This window comes from Acidithiobacillus caldus ATCC 51756, from assembly GCF_000175575.2.
In the GTDB taxonomy this organism is placed as follows: domain Bacteria; phylum Pseudomonadota; class Gammaproteobacteria; order Acidithiobacillales; family Acidithiobacillaceae; genus Acidithiobacillus_A; species Acidithiobacillus_A caldus.
Map to the genome: position 1 here is coordinate 208,703 of NZ_CP005986.1, position 23,966 is coordinate 232,668.

25 protein-coding genes are annotated in these 23,966 nt (G+C 56.9%); 14 read left to right on the plus strand and 11 right to left on the minus strand.

The features are described 5' to 3' along the window. Nucleotides 1-9 precede the first annotated feature (9 nt). From kdpC to proB, 4 genes are all read left to right on the plus strand, one after another. A complete protein-coding gene (gene kdpC / locus ACAty_RS01075) occupies nucleotides 10-612 on the plus strand; it encodes a potassium-transporting ATPase subunit KdpC (RefSeq protein WP_004870087.1) in 603 nt (200 codons plus the stop codon). A 245-nt stretch (nucleotides 613-857) separates the two neighbouring features. Then, nucleotides 858-2,027: a porin gene (locus ACAty_RS01080; RefSeq protein WP_038471440.1), complete on the plus strand. Its 1,170-nt coding sequence runs from the start codon at nucleotides 858-860 to the stop codon at nucleotides 2,025-2,027. Between the two features lie 101 nt (nucleotides 2,028-2,128). Next, nucleotides 2,129-2,323: a hypothetical protein gene (locus ACAty_RS01085; protein WP_004870092.1), complete on the plus strand. Its 195-nt coding sequence runs from the start codon at nucleotides 2,129-2,131 to the stop codon at nucleotides 2,321-2,323. Between the two features lie 45 nt (nucleotides 2,324-2,368). Continuing rightward, the gene (gene proB / locus ACAty_RS01090; protein WP_077272696.1) at nucleotides 2,369-3,271 is read left to right on the plus strand and encodes a glutamate 5-kinase; all 903 of its coding nucleotides are present in this window, start codon (nucleotides 2,369-2,371) and stop codon (nucleotides 3,269-3,271) included. Nucleotides 3,272-3,952: 681 nt separating this feature from the next. Here proB and ACAty_RS01100 read toward each other — a convergent pair. After that, nucleotides 3,953-4,852 carry an IS1595 family transposase gene (locus ACAty_RS01100; protein ID WP_014002140.1) on the minus strand — a complete coding sequence of 300 codons (900 nt, stop codon included), beginning with the start codon at nucleotides 4,850-4,852 and terminating at the stop codon, nucleotides 3,953-3,955. 66 nt (nucleotides 4,853-4,918) lie between these two features. Between ACAty_RS01100 and ACAty_RS01105 the strand changes: the two genes are divergently transcribed. The 6 genes from ACAty_RS01105 (at nucleotide 4,919) to ACAty_RS01130 (ending at nucleotide 9,330) form a co-directional block, all read left to right on the plus strand. Next, a complete protein-coding gene (locus ACAty_RS01105) occupies nucleotides 4,919-5,104 on the plus strand; it encodes a hypothetical protein (protein ID WP_238323806.1) in 186 nt (61 codons plus the stop codon). Between the two features lie 618 nt (nucleotides 5,105-5,722). Next, the gene (gene kdpA, locus ACAty_RS01115; RefSeq protein ID WP_004870103.1) at nucleotides 5,723-7,300 is read left to right on the plus strand and encodes a potassium-transporting ATPase subunit KdpA; all 1,578 of its coding nucleotides are present in this window, start codon (nucleotides 5,723-5,725) and stop codon (nucleotides 7,298-7,300) included. A gap of 44 nt (nucleotides 7,301-7,344) precedes the next feature. Continuing rightward, nucleotides 7,345-8,091, plus strand: coding sequence for a response regulator (locus ACAty_RS01120; RefSeq protein WP_004870104.1), 747 nt, complete (start codon nucleotides 7,345-7,347; stop codon nucleotides 8,089-8,091). Between the two features lie 243 nt (nucleotides 8,092-8,334). Then, entirely contained in the window at nucleotides 8,335-8,604 is a 270-nt protein-coding gene (locus ACAty_RS01125) for a metal-sensitive transcriptional regulator (protein ID WP_004870107.1), read from the plus strand. A gap of 328 nt (nucleotides 8,605-8,932) precedes the next feature. Further along, nucleotides 8,933-9,073 (plus strand): hypothetical protein, encoded by a 141-nt coding sequence (locus tag ACAty_RS16050; protein ID WP_004870110.1) that lies wholly within the window; start codon nucleotides 8,933-8,935, stop codon nucleotides 9,071-9,073. Continuing rightward, on the plus strand, nucleotides 9,073-9,330 hold the full coding sequence (locus ACAty_RS01130; RefSeq protein ID WP_004868019.1) for a hypothetical protein: 258 nt from the start codon (nucleotides 9,073-9,075) through the stop codon (nucleotides 9,328-9,330). The genes ACAty_RS16050 and ACAty_RS01130 overlap by 1 nt, the downstream gene beginning before the upstream one ends. Nucleotides 9,331-9,666: 336 nt before the next feature. On the opposite strand, the gene ACAty_RS01140 is transcribed toward ACAty_RS01130, so the two are convergent. Beyond that, nucleotides 9,667-12,930 (minus strand): DEAD/DEAH box helicase, encoded by a 3,264-nt coding sequence (locus tag ACAty_RS01140; RefSeq protein ID WP_226824137.1) that lies wholly within the window; start codon nucleotides 12,928-12,930, stop codon nucleotides 9,667-9,669. 389 nt (nucleotides 12,931-13,319) lie between these two features. On the opposite strand from ACAty_RS01140, the gene ACAty_RS16720 reads away from it, so the two are divergent. Both ACAty_RS16720 and ACAty_RS01145 read left to right on the plus strand, forming a co-directional pair. Then, nucleotides 13,320-13,577, plus strand: a complete 258-nt coding sequence (locus tag ACAty_RS16720) for a type II toxin-antitoxin system RelE/ParE family toxin (protein WP_226823048.1) — start codon at nucleotides 13,320-13,322, stop codon at nucleotides 13,575-13,577. After that, on the plus strand, nucleotides 13,574-13,855 hold the full coding sequence (locus ACAty_RS01145) for a HigA family addiction module antitoxin (RefSeq protein ID WP_038471449.1): 282 nt from the start codon (nucleotides 13,574-13,576) through the stop codon (nucleotides 13,853-13,855). Before ACAty_RS16720 ends, ACAty_RS01145 begins: the two co-directional genes overlap by 4 nt. Nucleotides 13,856-13,974: 119 nt before the next feature. Here ACAty_RS01145 and ACAty_RS01150 read toward each other — a convergent pair whose 3' ends face one another. The 6 genes from ACAty_RS01150 to ACAty_RS14765 all read right to left on the minus strand — a co-directional run bounded on the left by ACAty_RS01150 (nucleotide 13,975) and on the right by ACAty_RS14765 (nucleotide 18,406). Next, nucleotides 13,975-14,982 (minus strand): hypothetical protein, encoded by a 1,008-nt coding sequence (locus ACAty_RS01150; protein WP_004870120.1) that lies wholly within the window; start codon nucleotides 14,980-14,982, stop codon nucleotides 13,975-13,977. A gap of 117 nt (nucleotides 14,983-15,099) precedes the next feature. Further along, nucleotides 15,100-15,411 (minus strand): hypothetical protein, encoded by a 312-nt coding sequence (locus tag ACAty_RS01155; protein ID WP_004870122.1) that lies wholly within the window; start codon nucleotides 15,409-15,411, stop codon nucleotides 15,100-15,102. After that, nucleotides 15,401-16,963, minus strand: a complete 1,563-nt coding sequence (gene tnpC, locus ACAty_RS01160) for an IS66 family transposase (RefSeq protein ID WP_004870123.1) — start codon at nucleotides 16,961-16,963, stop codon at nucleotides 15,401-15,403. Before tnpC ends, ACAty_RS01155 begins: the two co-directional genes overlap by 11 nt. Nucleotides 16,964-16,971: 8 nt before the next feature. Continuing rightward, the gene (gene tnpB / locus ACAty_RS01165; RefSeq protein WP_153801812.1) at nucleotides 16,972-17,379 is read right to left on the minus strand and encodes an IS66 family insertion sequence element accessory protein TnpB; all 408 of its coding nucleotides are present in this window, start codon (nucleotides 17,377-17,379) and stop codon (nucleotides 16,972-16,974) included. Further along, the gene (gene tnpA / locus ACAty_RS01170) at nucleotides 17,355-17,651 is read right to left on the minus strand and encodes an IS66 family insertion sequence element accessory protein TnpA (RefSeq protein ID WP_004867952.1); all 297 of its coding nucleotides are present in this window, start codon (nucleotides 17,649-17,651) and stop codon (nucleotides 17,355-17,357) included. The genes tnpB and tnpA overlap by 25 nt, the downstream gene beginning before the upstream one ends. Before the next feature lie 194 nt (nucleotides 17,652-17,845). Then, a complete protein-coding gene (locus ACAty_RS14765) occupies nucleotides 17,846-18,406 on the minus strand; it encodes a cytochrome b (protein WP_051620702.1) in 561 nt (186 codons plus the stop codon). 842 nt (nucleotides 18,407-19,248) lie between these two features. Here ACAty_RS14765 and ACAty_RS16330 point away from each other — a divergent pair. Beyond that, the gene (locus ACAty_RS16330) at nucleotides 19,249-19,605 is read left to right on the plus strand and encodes a DedA family protein (RefSeq protein WP_226859608.1); all 357 of its coding nucleotides are present in this window, start codon (nucleotides 19,249-19,251) and stop codon (nucleotides 19,603-19,605) included. A gap of 716 nt (nucleotides 19,606-20,321) precedes the next feature. After that, nucleotides 20,322-20,723, plus strand: coding sequence for a DUF4168 domain-containing protein (locus ACAty_RS01185; protein WP_051620706.1), 402 nt, complete (start codon nucleotides 20,322-20,324; stop codon nucleotides 20,721-20,723). Between the two features lie 432 nt (nucleotides 20,724-21,155). Here ACAty_RS01185 and ACAty_RS01190 read toward each other — a convergent pair whose 3' ends face one another. From ACAty_RS01190 to ACAty_RS01200, 3 genes are read right to left on the minus strand one after another with little or no spacing between them, the layout of a single operon-like run. Continuing rightward, the gene (locus tag ACAty_RS01190) at nucleotides 21,156-22,160 is read right to left on the minus strand and encodes a hypothetical protein (protein ID WP_004870130.1); all 1,005 of its coding nucleotides are present in this window, start codon (nucleotides 22,158-22,160) and stop codon (nucleotides 21,156-21,158) included. A 60-nt stretch (nucleotides 22,161-22,220) separates the two neighbouring features. Further along, nucleotides 22,221-23,495 carry a Y-family DNA polymerase gene (locus tag ACAty_RS01195; protein WP_004870132.1) on the minus strand — a complete coding sequence of 425 codons (1,275 nt, stop codon included), beginning with the start codon at nucleotides 23,493-23,495 and terminating at the stop codon, nucleotides 22,221-22,223. Further along, nucleotides 23,492-23,959 carry a LexA family protein gene (locus tag ACAty_RS01200; protein WP_004870134.1) on the minus strand — a complete coding sequence of 156 codons (468 nt, stop codon included), beginning with the start codon at nucleotides 23,957-23,959 and terminating at the stop codon, nucleotides 23,492-23,494. Before ACAty_RS01200 ends, ACAty_RS01195 begins: the two co-directional genes overlap by 4 nt. Between the last annotated feature and the right edge of the window lie 7 nt (nucleotides 23,960-23,966).

A 23,966-nucleotide genomic window follows, 5' to 3' on the forward strand; every position in this document is an offset into this window, starting at 1 on the left:
AGAAGACAGATGCTTAAAGAGATCAGAACGGCGCTCGTGTTATTTTTGTTACTGGCGGTATTGACTGGGCTGGTCTACCCCTTGGTCATGACCGGCATTGGTCAACTGGCGTTTCCGTATCAAGCCAACGGCTCTTTGATACGCGAGAATGGCAAAATCGTGGGGTCGGCGCTGATCGGCCAGTACTTTCGCGAACCCCAGTACTTCTGGAGTCGACCCTCAGCAACATCACCCATGCCGTATAATGGGGCGGGTTCGAGCGCCTCCAACCTTGGCCCGAACAACCCTGTGCTGTTGCAGCACGTCAAGGCTCGGGTCGAGGCACTCAAGCGGGCCGACCCCGCAGAAAAAGGCCCGGTTCCGGTCGATCTGGTGACGTCTTCGGCGAGCGGACTCGACCCCGACATCAGTATTGCCGCGGCAAACTACCAGATTTTGCGCATCGCCCACAGCGGAGGGATCAGCCCAGCCAGGTTGAAGGCACTCGTGCAGCGCTATACCACCTATCCGCTTTTGGGTTTTATCGGTGAACCGGTGGTTAATGCCGTACGCTTGAATCTTGCTTTGCACGCCATATATCAGCATATGAGCCGAGGCAGAGAGGGTAAGTAATAGCTTGCCCAGGAAACGGGTGCGATGTCCTCGGCGGGCAAACAAGCACGTAAAACGGGAATATGTCGTTAATAAAAAGGCGCCGAGAGGCGCCTTTCTTTGTGTTCAAATTTTACGCAAATTTTATGTATTATTTATTTTATTTTTACGATAAACCGTCTATCTTTTAGGGAGTACCTAAATGGTGGCGAACCTCACGCTACCAACGTGGGTATCCGTAGAGTTCTTCCAGAAGGAGTGGCAACGTGACGATCCGTAACTCCCTGCGCAGGCAAATCCAGTACGCATGTGTCGCACTCTGCGTGCCCGTATCTGCCAGCGCTCTGACCCTTCCGAGCCCCTATATGGTCTCTGCAGGCCCCTTGGGCCAGATCGGCGTACAGGGGGTAGTCAGTGGTCTTGGGTTTTATCAGGATAATCCCCAAGGGACTGTTGCCGGAACCCTGGCCAGCAAGCATGTCGGTGCCGATATCAGTAACGGTCTTGTCATCGTGCAGAAAAGCAGTGGCCTCGTCCAATTCACCCTCGAGGCCGGGGCCTACAGCTTCCCGACCCTGGCATCCTGGTTCACCTCGGCGAGCCAAACCGTCAACGACTTTGGGGCCCTGCCAGTTGCCTACGTGACGCTTGCCCCGAGCAAGGCGTTCTCTGTGGAGATCGGTAAACTGCCCACCCTCATCGGTGCCGAGGACGGGTTTACCTTTCAGAACCTCAACATCGAACGGGGACTGTTGTGGGATGTGGAACCCATCGTCAGTCGCGGTGTGCAGGCCAATTACAGCATGGGTCCGCTCAGCGCATCTTTGTCCTGGAACGATGGCTATTACTCCAACCGCTACAACACGGTCAGCGGCGACCTGACCTGGACCATCGATGGCAGCAACAGTCTGGAGTTCTACGCGAGCGGGAACCTCGGCAAAGCCGGTGGCAGCACGACCAATACCTACGGTGCGGGGAATATCGCCGACGGGGCCGACGACAGCACGATCTACGGACTGATTTACACCTACAACCACGGTCCGCTGACGATAGAGCCCTACCTGCAGTACATGCGTACGCCGGCCCAGTTGGGGATTGGCCTTGACCACGGCTTTTCCAATTACGGAGGCGCCGTGCTCGCGAGCTACAGCTTTACTCCGACGTTCAGTCTGACTGGCCGGGTGGAGTACCTCGGGGTGTCGGGCCATCCAGGCTTGGGACAGGAGTCCTATGCCAGCGGCATTACCGACCTGCCCGAGGATTCCCACGCTTGGTCGGTGACCCTGACGCCCACCTATCAGGCCGGGGATTTCTTCCTGCGCGGGGAATTGTCCTATGTCACCGCGTCGTGTCCGACGGGCCTTGGTTTCTCAGGGGCTACGGGCCAGGGAACTACCCAGTTGCGGGGACTTATCGAGACGGGTTTTTTGTTTTGAACGACAGTTGATGGTGGAGGCTTCGTTGGGAGTTTGCGAAGCCGTATGGCGCTCGCCCACAGTGGGTATGCCGAATGAGGGTAGCTATGGAACCGCTTAAGATGCAGATAAAGAAGGCCGAATGGCAAGGATATCGCTGGGCGCTGGATCACCCACAGGCCAATCCCGATGCCATAGAAGCCGCCTGTTACACCCTATATTCCGAAAACCGTGCTGGTGTTCTGCTCTATGCCTTCGAGCGCGGCTGTGCTTTGGCGCAAGCCGGTGTCCAGCCGGAAGCCCCCGAGCCTGTGTAGAGATTATCCGACGAGTATACGTGAACCGTCTCAGAGGAGTCCGTCATGTTGAGAAGTGCAAAGGTTGAACTACGGCAAAATCCGTCCACGAGGCACGTCACGTGTCTGGGTCATCGCTGGGTCATCAAAGTGGGAAGCAGCGTGCTCACTCGGGATGACGGCCAACCGGATCGTGTGGCTATTCGCGGCCTGGTCTTTCAGATAGCGGCGCTGCGCGAGCAGGGTGTGGAGATAGTGCTGGTGAGCTCGGGCTCCGTCAGCGTCGGCCAAGGCCACTTGCGCGAGCGTGCCGGCGATCCTGGCACCGATGCGGTGGTACGGCGAGTCGCGGCAAGTTTGGGGCAGGCAGCGCTGATGCGGGTCTTCCAGGAAAGCTTCGAGGCCTGCGAAACGTTTTGTGGACAACTGCTGCTGACGAGCGCGGATCTTTCCGGTCGGCACGCCCAGCGCCGTCTGCGCCGTTCCCTCGGCACGCTCCTGACCATGGGTGCTGTGCCGATCGTCAACGAGAACGATGCTACGACACATGCCGGTAACGGCATTGGCAACAACGATCTGCTCGCTGCCCACGTCGCCCGAGCCTGGCGCGCGGACTTATTGGTTTTACTCACCGACCAGGGGGGCCTGTACACCGCTGATCCACGCCGAGACGCCCTGGCGCGTTTGGTAGAGGTCTGCCATGGCAATGATCCCAGGATACTGGCGATGGCTGGCGGCGACACGGGAGTGCACGGAACGGGCGGTATGGCCACCAAGATTCAGGCGGCTATCCTCGCCGGTGGCCGTGGTATTCCCACGCGCATCGCCGCTGGACGACAGAGTCACGTATTGTTACGCATTCGCCGGGGAGAAAGAGTGGGCACCTGGGTTCTGCCGCCCGCGACCTGGAGCCTGGGTCAGCGCTTGGGGCTGCCGGCCCTCCCGCAACCGGCTTACCAATGGGCGTGAACCGGAAACGCCGCCGCTTGCCCCAAGGAAAGTTATCGTGCTCTCGCCGAACCCATGGCCATCCCTGACGAGGGGTTTGGTTTGGCTGCTGCCGGCGGTGTGGTTTTGCCTCGTGTGGCTTGCACAGAGCAGACTTCGTTTACGCAGGGCATTCCGAGATGGCCAGCGCTGGGCGCGCCAGCACCCGCAGGCGGACTTGCATCCGGCAATTCTTACTGCCCAGGCGCGCTGGCCACTGCGCGATGCAGGCCAAGATCCGTGTTTTTACGCCTTTCTCAAGGGCTATCACGCAGCGCGTCGGCAGGATAGGGACGCGCTGCAAACGGGGTTGAAGCCGTGATCCATGTCGTCCGTAAATCCGTTTTTCTCACCTTGGGTCGCTTTGGGAGGAGTTGCTTATGCTATACGGTGTGATTCTGAGCTTTGCTTTACTCCTTTTGGGCCTTTATTGGCTCTACGCTCGGCACCTCGCCGCTGCCGATTCTGCGCGTAGGGAGCGGCAATCCTTGCGGGCCAGACCGGGTATTTTCCCCGGCATCGAAAAGCTCCTGCCGCGTGTCGCGCCCCACGATCTTTTTCCGTGGGGCAAAGCTTTTTTTGAGCCCAGCCGCAGGGCTAGGGAATCGCGCCAGTGGGAGCTTCTGGTCGACCTCGAGCACCGCGCTTTTTGGTACATGCCTGTTAACCTTTCTCAGCAACAAGCCGGACCGGGATATGTTCCATACAGGCATTGAGCAACCTCAGGGGCAGTTCTGGCTCCCAGAAACGGCGATTGAAGCGATAGACAAACTCGTTCAGATATTCCTGCAGATATTTGCCGGATACCCCATGGAATGTGCCCAAAAGAAAGGCCTTGAGGTTACCAATGGCGATGTGTACCCACGGCAACCACTCGTCCACCTGATGCGGTTTGGTCACGCGCCCCTCATGCTCTTGGCTCTCTCCGAGAACTCGCAGCGCTATTAAGCCGTCGGTGCGGGTAGGTTGCTTGGGGCGCAAGCGTCGCCGCGCGAATTCGCGAATCCGGTCGGCAGAGACCGAAGGCGTCGTCTCGATGGCAATAAAGCCCGCCTTCTTGCCCCGGTTTTCCACGGCAACCAAGATCGGTGTTTTGCCTTCGGCCCCTCGACCGCTCTTCCCCCCAGACCGGCGTCCACCGACAAAGGCATCGTCCAACTCTACCAGCCCTTCCAAGCGATACAGACTGTCGCGATCGCCCATGGCGCGGCGCATGCGGCGCAACATCCGGTGAGCCGTGATCCAGGAGACCCCAATCTGCTTCGACAGCCGCAGGGCGGACAATCCGCCCTTGTCGCTCGCCATCAAATAGATGGCCAGGAACCATTGCACCAGGGGCACATTGGACGAATGAAAAATTGTGCCGGCCGTCACCGAGGTCTGATGGCGACAGTGCCCGCACTGAAAGAGTTTTCGTCCGGCGATCCAGTATCCGCGGTCATGGCCGCATTTCGGACATCGAAACCCCTCGGGCCAGCGCTTTTGTTTCAGCGCCTCCAAGCAGGCCTCTTCCGTGCCAAACCGCGCTTGCCACTGCAAGAGGTTCGTCGCTTCAGCTTTCATCTCAGACCTCCTTTCTCTATGCCTCACAGAGAGTTAGAGCTTGATTGCTGAGAATGATTCAGAGGCATGTTTTGGTATTGCCGCGAAACCTCCACCCTGGGATTTTGGCGCATCGATCCCGATGGCGCGGCTTTCTGGCAGGAATGGCGTCTTGCGCCCCAGGAAGTAGACCACCTTCGTCGGCAGTACGTGCAAGAGGGAGCGCAAGCATCGATGTCCTCCGATGTGCAACCGCGTGCCGTTGGTTTTTAGGGAAGATCCCTGCTGTTGTCTGGACGGAAGGCCTTTTACGGATCGAAACGGTATTCCCTGGGGGAAGCCCATCGATCCACGAGAGGCCTTCCGCCTCCTGTATCCCGCTCAGCCGCAAAGGAGTGTGAGGTTATGAAGCAGTTACCGATCATGGCGCAAGTCGCCCAAGGGCGCCTTTCGGGGTTTGCACTGGGACCTTTGGTTCATTCCGCTGAGCAATGCCGAACCTCCGGAACGCAAGGTGCGGCGGATCGGTGCGGTGTATGTGATACGCTTACCCGACCTGGTCTTGCCGGCGCTCCAGCATCTCCTTGAGACGCGTATGCGTGAAAGTTATCTGCTCTGCCTTTGCGTTAGCCAGATCTTTCGCGGCTGCCACCCGCGCGACCACGCCTTCATCCAATCGGACTGGGCAATCTGGTCTTGAGGAGAGCCCCATGCATCCCTTACTTGCCAGCGTCCTCCAAACCCTTTTCGTCCTGGGGCTGACCATCCTGTTGGCCTATCCCCTCGGAATATATCTCGACTCGGTCTACAACGGCCGCGTGTTTTGGGCGCGGCGGGTATTGGGTCCGATAGAGGAGATGATCTACCACCTGGCAGGCAGCGCACCAGGACATGGATTGGAAACGTTACGCTCTCAGCTTTTTGGGCTTCAACGGGCTCGGCGCACCGAGTCTCTACGTCCTGTTGCGTTGGCAAGGGGCTTTGCCTTTCAATCCGGAACACTTTGCCGGCATGTCGCCCATTATGGCCTTTAACACCGCCGCAAGTTTCGTGACCACCACCAATCTGCAGGATTATGGTGGCGAGAGCACGTTGAGTTATCTATCCAAAGCCGCAGGCCTTGCGCAGCAGAATTTCCTCGCCGCCGCCAGTGGCGTCGTTACGCTGCTGGCAGTGGCCCGCGCCTTCATGCGCAGCGAAGGACGGGGGCTCGGCAATTTCTGGGTAGACACCACCCGAACGGTGCTGTACCTCTTCTTGCCGTTGGCCGCCATTTTTACGGTGTTTTATATCCAGCAAGGAGCCATTGAGAATTGGGTGGCCTATGTCCACGCGGATTTGATACAGCCCTTTTGGCATGACGGTCACTGGATAAGACATCAGGTTCTGGCCATGGGGCCGGCTGCCTCACAGGAAGCGATCACCATACTGGCGGGGGATGGAGGAGCTGTTTTCAACGCAGGTGTGGCACATCCCTTCGTGAATCCGACGCCTTTGTCCAACCTCGGGCAGATGGTGTCCTTTTTGCTCATCCCCACCGCCCTGATTTTCTGGTTCGGGCGTGCCTTGCGGCGCCCCCGGGTAGCTTGGGCGATTCTCGCCTGTACCACGCTCTTATGGCTCCCTCTGGCTGTGACGAGCGAAGCGGCGGACCTCGTTTCCAATCCCCAATTCCCACCCAGCGTTTCTCGCGCAAGCGGCCCAGACGCGGGCGGAGGTGGTAATCTGGAGGGGGTTGATCTGCGCTTCGGATCCGGCGCATGTGCGCTTTTCGGCAGTCTCGCTGCCACCACGGGAGCCGGTATGTCTGGCTGTGCCTACGACTCCATGATGCCGCTATCCAGTGGTATCAACATGGTATTTATGCAGCTGGGGGAGCTCTTGTTTGGGGGAGCTCGTGTGGGCCTGGAGAGCTTCCTGGCAACTATGATCTTTGCGGTTTTTTTAGCAGGATTGATGACCGGGCGCAGTCCAGTCTTCTTGGCCAAAAAAATTGAGGCATTCGAGATCAAAATGGTGGCCTTGTCCCTATTGGTGATGCCGGTGCTTGTGTTGCTCACCACGGCTTTCGCCGTGAGTGTGCCTGACGGACGCGCTGCCGTGTTCAATCCTGGTCCCCAGGGGTTCAGCGAGGTCCTCTACGAATTCACGAGCGCGGTAAACAATAATGGAAGCGATATGGGCGGTCTGAATGTCAACACCACCTTCTACAACGCACTCTCGGCCATGGCAATGCTGTTCGGAAGATACTTTGGAATACTGCCGCTTCTGGCCATGGCTGGGAGTCTTATCCAAAAGAAGCGGTTGCCGCAAGGCGCGGGAATATTGCGAGAGAGCTCGGTACTCATGATTCTCTTCGTCACTTTCGTTATCGTCGTACTGGGAGCGATTACCTTCCTGCCGGCCTTTGCCCTCGGTCCGCTGGCAGCACAATGGGCCATCCTGCCCCCCCCACAACTCCAGTGGTGAGCGTGGTGACTGCTTAGACGAGGCGCGCGGGAGGCTAAAACGGTATGGAGAACAAATTGGCAATACTCGTGGTTGAGGACGACTTGCGTATCGGTAGACTCCTCGAGAATAATCTGCGCCTCGGGGATACGTACCTTGTGGATTGGGAGACATCGGCGGCCGCAGCACAGCGGGCCGTGCGCCAGCGCCGCGCGCACGAACGCACGCCCTATTCGGTCGTCTTCTTGGACTTGGGGCTTCCGGATCGGGACGGCTTGGATCTGATTCCGTGGTTTAGAACGCAGTCGGCCGATCAGGTGATTATTGTGGTCTCGGCTCGTGGAAACGAAGCGGATAAGATTCAGGCCTTTCAGCTAGGTGCTGACGACTATCTAACCAAACCCTTTCATTATGGGGAACTGATGGCTCGTCTCCAAGCGCACCTCAGAAGGGTTCATGTCACGACGAACGAGGGCGCTATAGTGCGGGGAGAATGGCGATTGGACGACAACAGACGCGTGCTGGTGATCGGGGAACGGGAAATTCTGCTCACCAATAAGGAGTACCAACTCATGCGCATTCTCTTACGCAACTGCGGAACCATCGTTCCGAGTAAGCGTATCCTGAACGCCATTTGGGGCCACACGCATGAGGAACACACGCATTACGTACGTATATACGTGCAAAGGCTGCGTGAGAAAATCGAAAGCGATGCAAGCCTTCCCCAATTCCTGCTCACTGAGCTTGGAATTGGGTATCGCCTCGTTGTTCCCGACTTTACCGAGAAACAATCAAAAACTAACAGAGATTAAGTAACGACAATAAAGAGTTATTTTTTGAAATCAGCCCACAGGTATTTGTGGTATTCGTTTATCAATCGGCGTGCAAAAGGGGATAATTCTGGGCACGCTTTATCGTGACGATCTCCTATGTGCGAGAAAACACGGAACTATTACAAGCCCATATAGAGCAGATGTACACCTCCGGTAATGCCTTGACAGACTCCTGCGCGCGGGTATCCACTCTGCGTTTAAATACTGTTAGGGGGTATAGGTATGTCGGCACACGATCGACGGGCCATCCTGCAGCGCATGGCCCGTCTGGAAGGCCAGGTCCGCGGTATCCGGCAAATGCTGGAGGAAGACCGCGATTGCCCAGAAGTCCTGAATCAGATGGCCGCAGCGCGCGCCGCTTTGGATAAGGTCGCCCGGATGGTTTTTGAAGATCACCTGGATCACTGCTTGGTAGATGTTATCCAGGACGGGGATGCAGACGAACCGATAGCGAGTATCAAAGCGGCCTTCGCCTGTTATTTCTTGCCCTGATCACGGGAGCTCTTCATGTCTTCTACGCTGCTGTTGCTCCTGCTGGCCGCTTTTTTGGTAGCCTTCTTTCACGCGATCCTTCCCGATCACTGGATGCCCATTGCGATGCTCGCACGCACCCAAAGATGGCCCATGCGACGAGCTCTGCGGGTTGCGGCGTGGGCCGGTTTCGGTCACATCGCGGGTTCTCTCATCCTTGGGGTCATTCTTTTGGCGCTGGGATACGGCCTTGAGGGAAACTTTGCGCATTTTGCTCGGTATCAGGACGAGATCCTGGGAGGCATCTTACTCATGACCGGTGCTGGGCTTCTGCTTTGGCAGATGATACGTGGCGCCCCTCACCCTCACCCTCACCCTCACCCTCACCCTCACCCTCACCTTCACGACCAAGACCAAGACCACGACCACGACCATCATGGGCATGACCACACAGGGCATGCATCGTTGGGACGCTCTTGGTGGACCTTGATGGTCGCTGGGGTTGCGGCCTCTCCAGATGGGGCTTTTGTCCCAGTGCTCATCGCAGCACTGCCGCTGGGAACGCTGGCCATTACGGCGGTGCTGCTGACCTATTCCCTGGCGACGCTGGTCCTTATCCTACTCTTGGTCTGGCTCGCTACGTGGCTGGGTCTACGCTGGCGGTGGGCTTGGCTGGATCGTAATGGCGAACGATTGAGCCCGCTCATTCTCATGATTCTAGGGCTCGCCTTAGTGGTAGGGCTTTGATTCGCAAAACGGGAGGAAAACGTGACTCTCCTGACGATATACGGCGCATCGGTGGTCACTCGGATGATGATATTTTATGCTCTGGAGCAAAAATCATCGTGGTTTACTCTAGCATTTGGTATAAGCTGCATCGGTTCTGCGATCTACGGGTTTCTTGCCGGAACGTGGCCCTTTGGCATCGTAGAATCTATCTGGAGTTTGGTGGCCTTTCAGAAGTGGTATTCCATGTTGGACAATCCTGAGAAATAGCATACTCCCGAGTCGATAATGTGGATCTCATGAACGGCAGCTTCCGCTGCAGTCCTGCTCTTGCGACCGTCCATATACGGCGGTGAGCTACCCAAGTTGGAATACCTCTTGTAGCTCAGTATCGCTGAGATTACCAATCCATTGTTCTCCAGCACCGACGGTTAGGTTGGCTAAATCCCGCTTTGTTTTCATGAGTTCGTTGATGCGTTCCTCGAAAGTAGCTCTGGTGATCAGCCGATGTACTTGGACATTTCGCTGTTGACCAATGCGGTAGGCGCGGTCTGTGGCCTGCGCTTCCACCGCTGGATTCCACCAGAGATCATAGTGAACGACATGAGAGGCTGCCGTCAAATTTAGCCCTGTGCCTCCAGCTTTGAGAGACAAAATCAGGATACGCTCTCTGGGATCCTGTTGAAATTTATCGACCATGACATCGCGTTGCTTTCGGGTGACCCCACCATGTAGAAACGGTGGCAGATGACCTGTTGCCTCTCGAATCCAAGGACGCAGCAATTCTCCCATTTCCCGAAACTGGGTAAAGATCAGACATTTTTCGTGGTTAGCAAGAATGGGTTCCAGCAAATCCAGGAGTAGCGAGGCCTTTCCAGAAATCGATGGGCCCCTATCCCCCTGTTCCTTCAAGTAATGGGCAGGATGATTACAGACTTGCTTGAGGGCTAAAATCATCTGTAGCACGAGCCCCTTTCGGTGGAAGGTGTCGGACTCTCCCCGGATCACCTGGAGCGATTCCCGCACCACGGATTCATATAAGGCGGCTTGTGCGTCTGTGAGAGTAGCGTATTCGTCTTGCTCGATCTTATCGGGCAGGTCGCTGATGATCTGTCTATCTAATTTGACTCGTCGAAGCAGAAAAGGTGCGGTAACTTTTTGGAACTTGTGGATCGCATGCTGATCCCGATTCCGCTCGATAGGAACGGCAAATTCTTTGGTGAAGCGTGCCAGGGGTCCAAACAATCCCCGGTTGGCAAAATCCAGGATGCTCCAGTATTCGGACAAGCGATTTTCAACGGGGGTGCCGCTCATGGCGATGAACGATCGGGCTGGTATGGACTTAGCTGCCCTGGTCTGGGACGCTGCGGGATTCTTGATGTTCTGCGCTTCGTCTACCACCACCACGCGCCAAGGCAGTTTCTTGAGACGAGGGGCATCGGACCGCACGACACCATAGGTCGTGAGCAAGATGTCGGAACGATCCGTGCTCAAGGTACGGTCCACGCCATGAAATACTTGGACGGTCAGAGAGGGGGTGAACCGCTGGATTTCCTTAAACCAGTTGGTCAGCAGGCTGGTCGGAACGACAATTAGTACCTTGCCGTCCGCCAACTCCCCTTCCTCTTTGAGTTGACAGAGCAAAGCAAGCACCTGCAGCGTCTTGCCCAAGCCCATATCGTCGGCGATTACACTGCCAAAGCCCGCTCGAAAATTCCGGTATAGCCAGGCAAAACCGCGTTGTTGGTAGGGGCGCAAGGTAGCGTGCAGGTCCGCGGGGGGAGGTATCGTATCGACCTCCCGCAGTTGCCGTAGTAGCTCGCGCGTGGCCTCATCAAGGTAGACGGGATGTCCACAGTACTCCTCGGCCAAACCAGCTCGTAAGGCCTCGTGTCCAGAAAGCACCGGTGGCTTCTGGAGTTCTGCGCGCAGCCGCTCGATATCGCTGGGGTCCAATAACACATACGCACCACGGAACCGCAGGAGACCTTGGCTATTCGATACCAGCGTCTCAAATTCTTCCGGGGTCAGCTGATGGTCACCGATAGCCACCACCCAGTCGAACTGAAATAGATCATCGATATTGAGCATACCCTGATGATGGCCTGCCTGACTTCGCATGCACAGGGAGACCCGGGGACGTAACAACTCGGCCAATCCTTTGGGAAGAACGGTACGAATACCCAACAGCCGCAGGGTCGGCAGGGTGCTCTGTAATAAGTCCGGCAGTGTCTCCGCCCCGACTGGAATGGGCGTAGTGGCAGCGTTCTGTAGATAGCTTTTGAGCGGGGGGAAATAGGTCGCAAGGAGCGAGGCAGTTTGCAAGACCGGATATCTGGAATTCGTCCACTGTTCGTCCGTCAAAAAGTTGGCCATGGGTATCGGCGGCATTCCCAAAGGGGCTTCCCGATCCTCTACCGCCAAAGAAAGCGCAAAGTCCTCCGTGGACTCCTCGAGCCAAAGGATTGGCGCCTTTTTTAGTCGGGTCCAGTGCAGGCGAGCAAGCCAGGCTTGTATTCCCGAGGCAATGGCACCTTCTCCAGGACCAGAGAACCGACCACGCAAAGAACAAAAGAATAGATTCGTGATGGGAACACCATCCCGCATGCCACCATCTGCATAGGTTAATCTGCTGATCAATGCATCCAAAAAAAGACTGCAAACGGTCATAGCCTGAAGTTCTGGCGACAATGTGAAAGGCTTTTTGCCGAAATTACAGAAGAGCAGATTAAGCGGTCCTGAGATGGCCAGCTGGATCAGCAGATCGCGTACACGCTCGTCCATGAGCGCGGGAAGCCAGCGGATAGCAACCCGGTCCTTGGGGAGCGCGAAAATCTGTGGGACTACTGCTCCCCGGGCTAGCAAGTGCAAAGCCGCCATGTATCCGTGATAGAGACCTCTGACGGAAAGTGGAAGATCCGGCAAATCCACTGGACGAACCGTGCCAAGACGCGAGACCCATTCTGCCCAATCCTCTGGTCCAGCTTGTCCTTGGAGCCTTACCGCGTACTGATTATCCAGCGTGAGGCGAACTGCATCGGGTACCCAGCTGAGATCCGAATCTTCTTTTATCGGGGATTCGAGGATCCTGCGGGCCGATCGGGCAATTCGCTGAAGCATGGCGCCATACGTGGCGCGAAAATCCACGCCAGGAAAGAATATCGGCTGGGCAGGCAGAATCTGCACTAGAGTCTTGCCAAGTTCTGGCAGGGTGGTGTAATCGAAGGCGAAAAGAGGATCGGAAGGCTCGGCAGGAACCTGAAAGGGGATCGCTTCGCCAGATGCCGAGCACAATGATTCAACAGTAGGCAGCGCGGACTCCGCCTCGCGGGCAATATGAATATGCCGATCCTGCAGCGCAGCGACAAGGTCTACACCTTTCAGCGCAAATACCAAAAACGGATTGCCATCAATCTCACGGCTCAACAAATAGATCACAGCCGCGATATGTTTGCAGGGGACGGCCCAGTCCGGGCAGGTGCACTGCATGGACAAATCCTTCCATTGCGAGGGAAAGACGGAGATACCCAGAGAATCGGCAAAAGAGAGAACGGCGGGGTCCAGTTCCCGGTTGAGAAGTTGGGAAAGAATCCAAGGATCCCGACTGAGACCGTCGATCAAGGAGTCTGCTTGCACAGCGGGTATCGGCGGTACGTCGATCGCTACCTTATAAGGCCGTGCTCGTGAGCCTTGGACAAGAGCTTCGATATGACCGCCATGCATTTTTAGGCTAGTCACAGCCCCACGGTTGGCGTAACCGCGACCGCGCGGCAGCCGATTATCGTAGTCGATGTGCGTCAGTGCTTGTAACCACTGTGCGCCCCACCAAGTTGTTCCAAAGGATTTCGTTGTCATGCCGTTCTATGGTACGAATTCATCAGTTGGCAGGCGTAAGTCAGGTGACCTCCACGAAACGCACGTATGGATACTGCCGGACTTTTGCGCTGATGACAAGTGTCGCGCGACGGATTATAGTATGAACATGACGCGATCGTTCCGCCACAAGGGCGTTGAGGCGTTTTTCTACAGTGGCGGCAAGGCGGGGTCTACCGGACCATGCTGCCAAACTGGGAGTCGTGTTAACTGTCCTCGAAGCAACGGAAGGAGCCGGGCAAATGAGTGCACCTCGGTGGCGTTTGCATCGATTGACAGGAGACTACCAAGGATACTGGTCGGTTCGGGTGAATGGAAAATGGCGGGTGATCTTTCGCTTTGAAGGAATTCATGCGGAACTGATTACATGGATAATCGCTGAGGTGGCGTTATGAGCGAAATGCATAAACCTGCACATCCAGGTGAGGTTTTGCGAGAATACTTACCTGAGGGGATGAGCGTCACAGACGCTGCCAAAGCGCTTAACGTGACGCGACAATCCTTATCGGCCGTATTGAATGGAAGGGCGGGCATCAGCATCGAAATGGCGCTCCGCTTAGAAGCAGCGCTGGGGATAGAAGCAGAGTTTTGGCTGCGTATGCAGATGACCTTCGACCTGCGGGAAGCGCGACAGAAGGAACTGGTCCGCGGCGTGCGATATATAGCCGCTTGAGATACAATCCGTTCCAGACTGGAAGCTGGCCATAATGCTAGCCTTCCTCGACGTCGCCTGTAACGCCAAAAAGGAATTGAGAGACAAATGTCGCCTCAACATACGCGCTACCAGTCCTGTCATTGACCATACGTGGCCAGAACGAGACGCTTAGTTGCCTTCACCCAATTCATAGTCGCTGACCGATAGATGCGCAAATACCTCGCAAGCAGACGCGCTTTTTGGTGATGGCCGCCTTTTATTGTCTTAGCTGTATGAGAAAATAATCGCAGGCTATTCTTTGCTTTGGACCGCCAATAGGTGCGCGCTTTTTGATACATGGGTATGCGAAGTTGCCGTATCTTTGCGCTTTGTAAAGATGCAAGATTATCATTCTGCAGTTTCAGTATAATATTCTCACGCTCCGCCGCGAGAGCGGCGTCTGCGTGTCGTTCTGCCCCAAAAATATCGAACGGCATATTGATATACGCACCCGCTATGAGGGCCAGCTTGGTGCGTCCCGCCGACGGATAGTAAGAGGGGCGGACAAACGCCTTGAATTTTATGTTAACAAATCGTAATAGTCCCAGCTTCTTTTGATCGTGATAATATCGGATCAGACCAGCGATACCTGGATGTGCACGCATGAATGACGTTTTGTCCTTTTTGTGAAGCTTGTCAACCAACGGTACAATCGGAATTAATGCGGGCAACTGCTTGCCAATAATACGCGAGAGATTGTGAAGAGCGATCCGGGACTTCATCCCCTGAAGATATATGCTCAATCGCATCCGAGTAAATATACCTCCAAGCTTCCTTGCCATTCGTCTTGCGTAGCTGTCGTCTTTGAACAGTCGTGCGTACTGCTGCTCTAGTGTATAGCTACGCCAATAGCTTAGATACGCTTTGGCAATAGCTAGTTTTGTATCGCGGATCGTTTTATCGTACGCGGATATCTGCTTGTAGTATTCTGGTTGCGCCTGATCTATGATGTGTCGCAGATATTTATTGCCGCCGAACAGATAGTATTTGAATCCTATTTTAGGTTTAGCAACATATCCGCGAGGGATTCCGTCATAGTTGAAATGGGTATATCTGCCCAACGTTACTCGGCCCTGAAAGATGGCCGAACTTTCTGCCCGAAGCATGGCAATATTATCCTTCGACGCCAATATGTCATTATATTTCTCTCTCGCCACTGGCGTCTTACTCGCTTCTGCTTCAACGTAACCGTCCAAACTAGACCGCTATTGTCCCAAGCGAGGTTATCTGAGTCGTTTTTTATCGGCGGTCGGCTGGTGGGGTTGGGTGGGTCTGGCGTCCTTTACCGGTGAGAGCAGATGGGGTGGGACATTCCAGCTCTGGCGGTTGTCGGTGACCACGGTGACGGTCTTGCGGTTATACTTGACCACCGTGCCCATCAAGCGTCCCCCCTGGTGGGCAAAGCTGACGCGCTGACCGGGATGGAAGCGCATCATCTCCAGGTGCGCCTGCATCGACTCGAGCATTTTCAGGCGCGCCACCACGCGCTGGTTGAGTTCCAGCAGTTCCTCGAAGCTCAGGCCGTCAATGTCCATGGGCATGGTCGAGATCCGAGCGCAGCGGGTTGTTGGCAAAGCGGTCTTTCCAGACCCGTGGGGTCAGTGCTTCCACATCTCGGGCCGGGTGCAGGGCGACCCGTTGCAGGACATCCACCAGGTAGGTGTAGGGATCGACGTGATGTAGTCGGCAGGTGGTCAGCAGGCTCTGGATGATGCCAACGTGCCTTGCCCCCACCTCGCTCCAGCAGAACAGCCAGTTCTTGCGCCCCATCGGGATGACCCGCAGGGCCCGCTCCAGATGATTGGTATCGATGGGCACCTCGGGATCGTTCAGGTAGACCTTGAGCTGAGCCTGGTGATTCTCGGCATAGACCAAGGCCTTGGCCAAAGGATCGCTGTTGAGCAGATCCATGCGTTGGCGTTGCTGGTGACACCAGCTGAAGAAAGCCTCGGCCATCGGGCCGGCATGGCGGCTGCGGTAGTCGCGCTTCGGTTCGCCTTCGAGTCCCTGTTCTCGAATCTGCTGTTCGACCCGGTACAGTGCGCCGATCCGGGTGAGGGCCTCCTGCGCCGCCGGGTCCTGGTCCTTGGCCCGCTCAAAGTAGCGCCGGGTGTGTGCCCAACACTGGGCCCGAGTCACCTGTGGTCGGGATTTGGCATAGCGGTCGTAGGCCGCATAACCATCACTGAGCAGCACGCCGGCAAAGCCCGCGAGCTGTTGCTCCACGTGGGCGCTGCCACGGCTCGTCGACCAGGTAAAGCACAACTCGTCGTCCTCTCCATGGATCGGCCAGTACCAGGTGGCCTGCAGCTGACCCGGCTTCTTGCGCCCCGCCTTGATCGGCGTCTCGTCCATCGCCAGCACACGGCTCTGCAGGATGTGCCGCCACTGAGCATCGTAGATGGGGCGCAGGAGCTCAATGGCCCGTTGGGTGTAGTTCGTCAGCGTACTGCGACTCAGGGTGATACCGGCGTCCTGGAGTCGCTGGTGTTGACGATAGAGCGGGAGGTGGTAGCAGAATTTGTCCACCAGGATGCCGGCCAGCAGGCTGACATCGGCGAGGCTACCCGCGAACACCGCGGCAGGGGCCGGCACTTCCCGCAGGCTGGAGGAGGCCTTGTGCCGCCATACCGGGCGGCGGTACTCGAGCACCACGTAGCTGCCGGGACGCTGGGCCAGACGGCGGGTGATCTGGTAATCGATCACCTCGTACTGATCGGCATCGGGGCCATGGAACTCGGGCGCGGAGAGTTCGATCACCTCGACGGGGACATCGGGGCCGAAGCGCAGACCGGCATCGGTCACATCGTCGGCGTTGCGCTGCTTTGGCTTGCGCCGCCGATAGCTGATCTCTTCGGTGGGCGTAGGATCGGCCGCCGGTGGGGCATCGCCCAGCAGAGTGCTGAGATCGAGCTGATTGGGATGTTCGAGGATCCGCTTCTCGGACTTGCGCCCGAACAGCTGCCGCTTGAACCAGTCGAGTTGCTGTTTGAGCGAGGCGATTTCGGCGCGAAGGGCCTGGATGACCGCGGTCGGATCTCCCCCAGGGGAGAAGGTATTTTTTGCTGTGCAGTCCGACAGTTGCATGCACGGCATTATACCTTTTCGGGTCTCCCGAGGCTATGATTTCTGCCTTTTTCGAAGCGTTTGAAGCGGCGCAGCGAGGACAGATCGATGCCTTCGATGATCAGCTTCAGCTCCGTCCAGCTCAGCATCCGCCTGTCACCGCCCCGGCCATCCACATAAAAGCGGCCCGCTTCCAGGCGCTTGCTCCACAGGCAGTAACCGCCCTGCTCGAAGTACAGCACCTTGAGCTGCGTGCGCCTGCGGTTGATGAACACGAACAATTGGCCGCTGGCCGGATCCTCGGCTAACTTCTGTCGCACCAGGGCGCTGAGCCCATCGAAGGACTTGCGCAGGTCCGCAGGCGGCGTATACAGCCATACCCGGAGGACGGCCGACCCGGGGACCAGCATGGTCAGCCTTGGCGTAGCCGCAGACACACCCCATTGCCCAGATCGAGCTCGATGTGCCAGCCACGCGCTGGCTCAGAGACCTCGGGTGCCAGCTCGAGCCAATCGTTCAATGAGCCGCCTCGGGCACTGGCGGGATCCTCGGCTAAGCCTGCACTATCGGCCCGCAGCTTGCGCTTCCAATAACCAAAGGTCGCCACGGCTACACCGGCTTGGGCACAGAATGCTCTTTGCGTCAGGCCGCTGACCCCTTGTTCGTCGATCAGTCGTTGCCAGTCGGCCCTGCTGTACCGCTGCTTCATATCGCGCTCCTGTATGTAAATGCAGGAACAGGTTATGGCGCGCAGGTCAGGCCGGGAAGTACGGTGCGGTTTGAACGGTTACGCTTCAACGGCACGAAGCGAGAGAATGGATTCGGCATAACTGGACGCAGCGTAAAGCCACAATCCACCTGCGCCCAGGATACTAAAGACAAGCGCTCGAAGAATGTGCTGGTTCACGTCGTCTCCTCGCTTGGTAATATCCTAAGCTTGGGTAACATGCGGATAAGGGTATCGTCTCGCAATATGTAATGGTGATATAACGCGGCTGCGCTGTGAATCACGATTAGCACTGCCATGGCCAGAGCGATTGCGGCGTGTATCTGGAGTATGCTGTGAAATACCAGCGCCGGATCCGGCGTTATTGGTAAGCTCCAGTGCCAAAGCCCAATGGTCAACCCCTTGCCCAGCAAGCCCATCATCCAGATGCCGACGCCGCACTCCAGGATAATGAGGGTATAGAACGAGCCGTGGATGAGTCGTGCCCAACGCCTATGTATCTGTGGTGTCCCTTCGCCAGACCGCCTTCCGAGAACGATACGCGTCAAGAGCAGGGACAAAGTGAGCACGAGAATCAGGAGCCCGACCTGCTCATGCACGACGATCGCGGTATCCAGATGCTCACGTAACCACGGAACGCGGAGATTGGCCGCGCCAAGCACACCCTGGAAGACAACAAGCACGGCTATGGACCAATGCAATAGCGAAAACACCAGGCGCGCGTAGGTACGTTGCACGTTGCTGCTAGGTGCGTTACCCGATCCTTGTTTCATGCCTGGTTGCCAAGTGCGAATCGATATTGTCGTACCGAATGAGGCGATAGGACGCGTCGAATGCGTTTGGTATGCTATTCATATTGGTTTATGCCCTTTATACTCCGAGCAGTGCGGTAGATTTTATGTGCCAGTTTATACGCACGCTTCCAGTGGTGATCGTCAAGTTCCACAATCATCGTGTTTGCAAGGTATTCGCATTTGTTTTTTAGGATCGACGTCTCGTAGTGAGGATTGGTGCGCGTATGATCATCGCTTGCCACGACATTGGGTGAGAAAGTTGTGGAACCCAGGGCCACTGCAACAAGCATAGCGTAAACCTTGGGTAATACAGTTGCACGTCTGCTATATTTACTTGTGTCTCTGCTATCGGTAGCGTGCCCTACAGAAAAGAAATCGCGGGACTGCATAACTTCACCTCCGTATCTCTCACAGAAGCAGGCATATGTTGTGCCAAGTGCTAGTAAGTCTTTGAAATTCTTTCGCGATACGCGTTGATCGTAAAAGTTATGTCGCCGCATAGCGACAAAATTATTTTATAAGATCAATCTAATATGCAATCTGCTTCTGATACGCGCCGATATTCCGCGTTCCTTAGTCATTCTAGGTAATCGTTGTTGAGGTCGTTCATTGGCGACATAAAGTGATCGCGGGTCGGCCGAGAAGTGCGAAAAATAGGCATGGTATGGCGTATCGGTTCGGCGTATACTCTTGGGGATGGGCACAGGGGAATCTTGATAAGCCGTCTCGCACTGAGTCGGTTGCCATTGGTTAGATACTGTGCGCATCGCCAAAAACTGGTGCATATGGTGCTTGATATTATTCAGTTTGTTCAAAGCGATCTGGCAGATGCTGTGAGGGTTTTGTCTCCGATTGTCCGGGCATACGGCCTTCCGATCGTATTTATTGGGATCTTTGTCGAAAGTGCAGGGATGGTGCTTGCCCCCGGAGAAACGCTACTTATCGCCGCGGGATTCCTCGCGAGCAAAGGCACGCTCAACCCGATAGCGGTTCTCATAGTGAGCTTAGTTGCCACGATTCTTGGGTGGTTCATTGCGTACTTTATCGGCAGCTGGCTGGGGATATCTTGGTTGCGGCGTCATGGTCGTTGGATCGGCGTGACGCCAAATCGGTTGCAGAAAACCCACGCCTTTCTGGAATAATATGGCCCCATCGTCGTCCTGTTCGGGCGCTTCGTAGTTCCGCTGCGGCAACTACAAGGATACATCTCCGGATCCGCAGAATCGTCCTTCAAGCAGTTCTATCTATGGAATATTCTTGGGGCCGCGTTATGGGTTGGATTCTGGGGAGGGGCAGGGTATATCTTCGGTCTGTTGTAGATATATCAGAAGTAATGTGTTCAATTCGATGAATACTAATAGAATCACCAGAATTTGACAGGGCTAATAACGACGCGTTACGGTGATCGGGCGGTGCAGATAATTGCGCCGATTGGCAAATCGCAGTGATTACTGTAAGGAGAGTGGATTGTGAAATACCGTTCGTTACTACGCTATCCGATCGTTGCCCTGGGAGTTACCGCCCTGGGAATCGGCGGAGCCTTTGCAGCAACGACCTACGCACCACCATCCCAGCAGAGCGGCAGTCCTAATCCGCCTCCACAAGCGACCGCGGGGCATTCGAACTCCGGGTATGGAACCATGACCCATCACCGCAAGCAAAGTGGTATGGCGACGGGTGGTTCCGACCATGCTGGGGGCGGCATGACGCAGTCGCCCTCCGCTCAGCAGAGCGTCAATGGCGGTGGTACGTCGACAGACTGAGTCGTGTCCCCCGTGCTCCGGGGCGTGATGGTCCTTCCCAGATCGTGGCGTCCGGGAGCATCCCTAATCCGATGTAGATTCCAGAGGAGTAAACGATGGCAAAAACACCGATGGTCTTATCCGGACTCGCGCTGGTTGCGCTGGTCACCGGAGGTACGGCTTGGGCGGGCACGGCCCAAGACAGCAGCCAAGGGGCTCCGACACCGAGTCCCGCCATGACGGGAAAGGGTCCCCACGTAGGGCATCACGAACTCGTGCGTTTCGCCAGTGCCATTCGGGCTATTCAGCCTGTCGATGAGCAGGCACACAAAGTGTTGATGAATCCGCACCTCGCGGCATCGCAGAAGCGTGCGGATCTGGCCCACTACGATCACAAAATCACCACCACGCTACAGCATTATCATTTATCTCCCGTGACCTATGAGACGCTCTTGCACAAGGCACAGGTAGATCCCAGTTTTGCCAAAAGGACAGAACGAATCTTGAAGAAGGGTTAGTTTCAGCGGTGGTTGTTCGATAGGGCTTGCCTCCGACCCCCAAGTCGGAGGTTTTTTTGAGTAAGCTGATCCTCTTTCTAGTAACCGCTGGCATGGATTCCAGACTCGACAGTTGTCTCGCAGATAAATCTATTCTGGATCTCGCGAACGTCCGCTAACGCTGCATTCCTGTCGCTCACTGACTTCACATCCCAACTCCAGTCTGTACGAATCGGGACTGCTCGAAAAGCCACCTGCCCACCAGATATTGCACAGGAAGGAAGTTGACGCCATGAGGATTAATCCCGCCATTCCAACCAAGTTTTGTAAATAGCATTTCAGACACTGGTTATCGATTATTGCCGTTTTTTCTGGGTAATGGGGTATGATGACGAATCTGTAGTGGCGGTGAGTCGGCAACGAGGGCTAGTTAGAATAGGCTCAACGTTTCGGCTAGTGCACCCCCCAGGTTGGCCCATTCCGTCCGGAGTCTACCACCCACAACACCCGTACTCCGAGATCGGACAGGACCACACGTACCCGGTCGAGGATTCTCTCGCGTTCCAGAGTCGGTGCCCCATACTCCACGCGACACAGGGACGCTTTGAGTTTCCCCTTGGCCTGGACGTACACCTCGAGCCTGTCCGGCGCATGGGCATCCAAGAGAACGGTGCATTCCTGCGTTGGCACGGCTATTTCGGCCAGCCAGTGCTGCAACGCGTGCCGGATGGAAAACCCCATGTTCGTCAGCATCTGATCCAAGGGGTCCAGTGTCTCCTCCTCGTCGTGCTCCAGGAACTTCAACAAGGGTGCCAGGTAGCCCAGGCTTTGTGGGGCCCAATTCAACGCGCTGGCCATGGCGTTGCGCAAATCCTCGAGATCCATCCATTCGATGTCCGCTCCCGGCGGCAATTCTACCCGTCCCACCAGGATCTGCAGTCCTGGAGTGAACTCCTTGCGATAGGTCCACCAGTACGGAGCGGAGGCCCCGGGCGTGTTGAAATCCCAGAGAGTTACTGGACTCACGTCGCGCAGGAAATGGGCACTCTGCGGCGCCGCCGCCCAAGAGACGGCACTGCGCTTGGGCAGAACCTGCAGCTCTTTGAGTAGCTTGGTGATCTGCTTGCGGTCCTGCGCCGTGCAGCGCCCGGTCCAGGGGGCCAACAGCGGCTGCCCCACCAACACCGAGCGAGACTCGTCGGTGTAGCTCTTCTCGCAAGCAAAGCCTACGGCCTGGTCCCAAATGAATTGCCAGACCTCGCTCAGGCCCTCGGCACGCAAGGCCTCCAAAAATCCCTGAAACAGTTCCTGGTCCCCGTGCTCGAGGCACTCGTAAATTGCATTCATCAGGTGGGCGCCGCTGTCCTGGGCATCCTTACCCGCGCGGTCCATCAACCCACGGGCCAGGGGGAGCCATTCCTCGAGGCGTTGCAGAACTCGGTGACTGCGACTGACCATGAGATCTCCTCTGTAATTGGACCGGATTGTGCCACAAACCCCGGGTGGACCGGCAGCTTTCTACCTCGCGAAAGCCACCGGCAAGGACCACCAGTCACTGAGATAGCTGGGGCTGCGTCGGTCGGAGCGCATCGCCCAGTCCCGCCCTTGCCGGAGACCGCCCACACCCCGGGCCAACGTGTGTTTGCCAAAACGGTCCTGCGCTCGTTGCAGGGCTTCCTGTAGCCGCTCCGCCCGTTCCTCGCCCCCCTCCTGGACAGCAAACAGGTCGCCGGTACGCGCCTGGGCCTGCAGGTCGAAGAGCAGGATGCCCGACTTTTGGTAGGACACCCCCGGCTGAAAGGCTTCCGCGGCGGCACTGCGCACCGCTTCCCACAACACCCGGTAATCACGGCTAGGCTCCGGCAGGCGGCGATGTGCCGTGCCGCTGTAGAATCCCTCGCGAAAGGGAGAACTGCGGACCATAACCTGGACCGAGCCTGCCCAGAGGGCTTGCTCATGCAGCTTCTCGATACCGCGCTGGGTGTGCAGCGAAAGGCTCTCCAACACGTCGGAGAACTCGGTGACCGCCCGCCCAAAGGAACGGCTGCACTGGATCTGCTGGCGGGGCGGAGACACTTCCTCCAACGACAAGCAAGGCACTCCGCGCAACTCCTGCTGCATTCTCGCCAGGGCCACACCGTAGTGCTGTCGCAGCCAGCGGGAGTCCGTCCGCGCCAAGTCTCCCGCGCTCTGCACCCCCTGGGCTTCCAACCGTGCCGCGAGTCTCCTGCCCACCCCCCAGAGGTCTCCGACCGGGGTCTCGTGGAACCATTGGCGCCGTTGCTGGGGATCCAGATCTCCCCAGATACAGACGCCTTCCGCAGTCCGTTCCTTTTTGGCCCAGTGGTTGCAGACCTTGGCCAAGGTTTTGGTGGGCGCCACCCCCACACAGACCGGCAAGCCGAGTTGCCTGCGAATCTGCTGGCGAAGGTGTTGCGCCCAGGAGTCAGCCTCTGCATCTGCCACGGGCACCTCCAGGAATGACTCGTCGATGCTGTAGATCTCCTGACCCACGGCCTGATTCCCCAACAGGCGCATGAGCCGCGCGGAAAGCTCCCCGTAGAGGGCATAGTTGGAAGAGAGCACCACAATGCCGTGTTGCTTGGCCAGCTTCTCCCACTGAAAGTACGGGGCACCCATGGTCACCCCCAGGGCCTTGGCCTCGTTGGAGCGGGCCACGGCACAGCCATCGTTGTTGCTCAGCACCACCACAGGTTTCCCCTCGAGCCTGGGCTGAAACAACCGCTCGCAGGAGACATAGAAGTTGTTGGCATCGACCAGGGCCAGGGTCATGGCGCAAAGCTATGAATGACGTGAATCACCACCCCCCAGACCACGAGCTCCTGGCCCTCGCGGATGGGAATGGGCGCATAGCGATCGTTCCCCGGCAGTAAGGCGGGTTGGCCTGCGTGCTTACCCAGGCGCTTCACCGTGAGTTCCCCGTCCAGAGCGGCGACGACGATCATCCCTTCCTTGGCCTGCACCGCGCGATCGACGATGAGCAAGTCTCCGTCATGGATCCCATACGCGAGCATGGAATCCCCGGAGATGCGGAGGAAAAAAGAAGCGTCCGGGTGTGCCAGGAGGTGTCGGTGCAAATCCAGGCTGCGCTCTACATGATCGTCCGCTGGGGAAGGAAATCCGGCGGGGATCCGGGAGAGATACAAAGGCAGGGGACGATGCTCGGCATCGGGGTCCGGTCGATAGACCGTGAGGCCCACCCGGGCCAGTTTGTCGAGAATAGCTTGCTCGAGCATGGCAAAC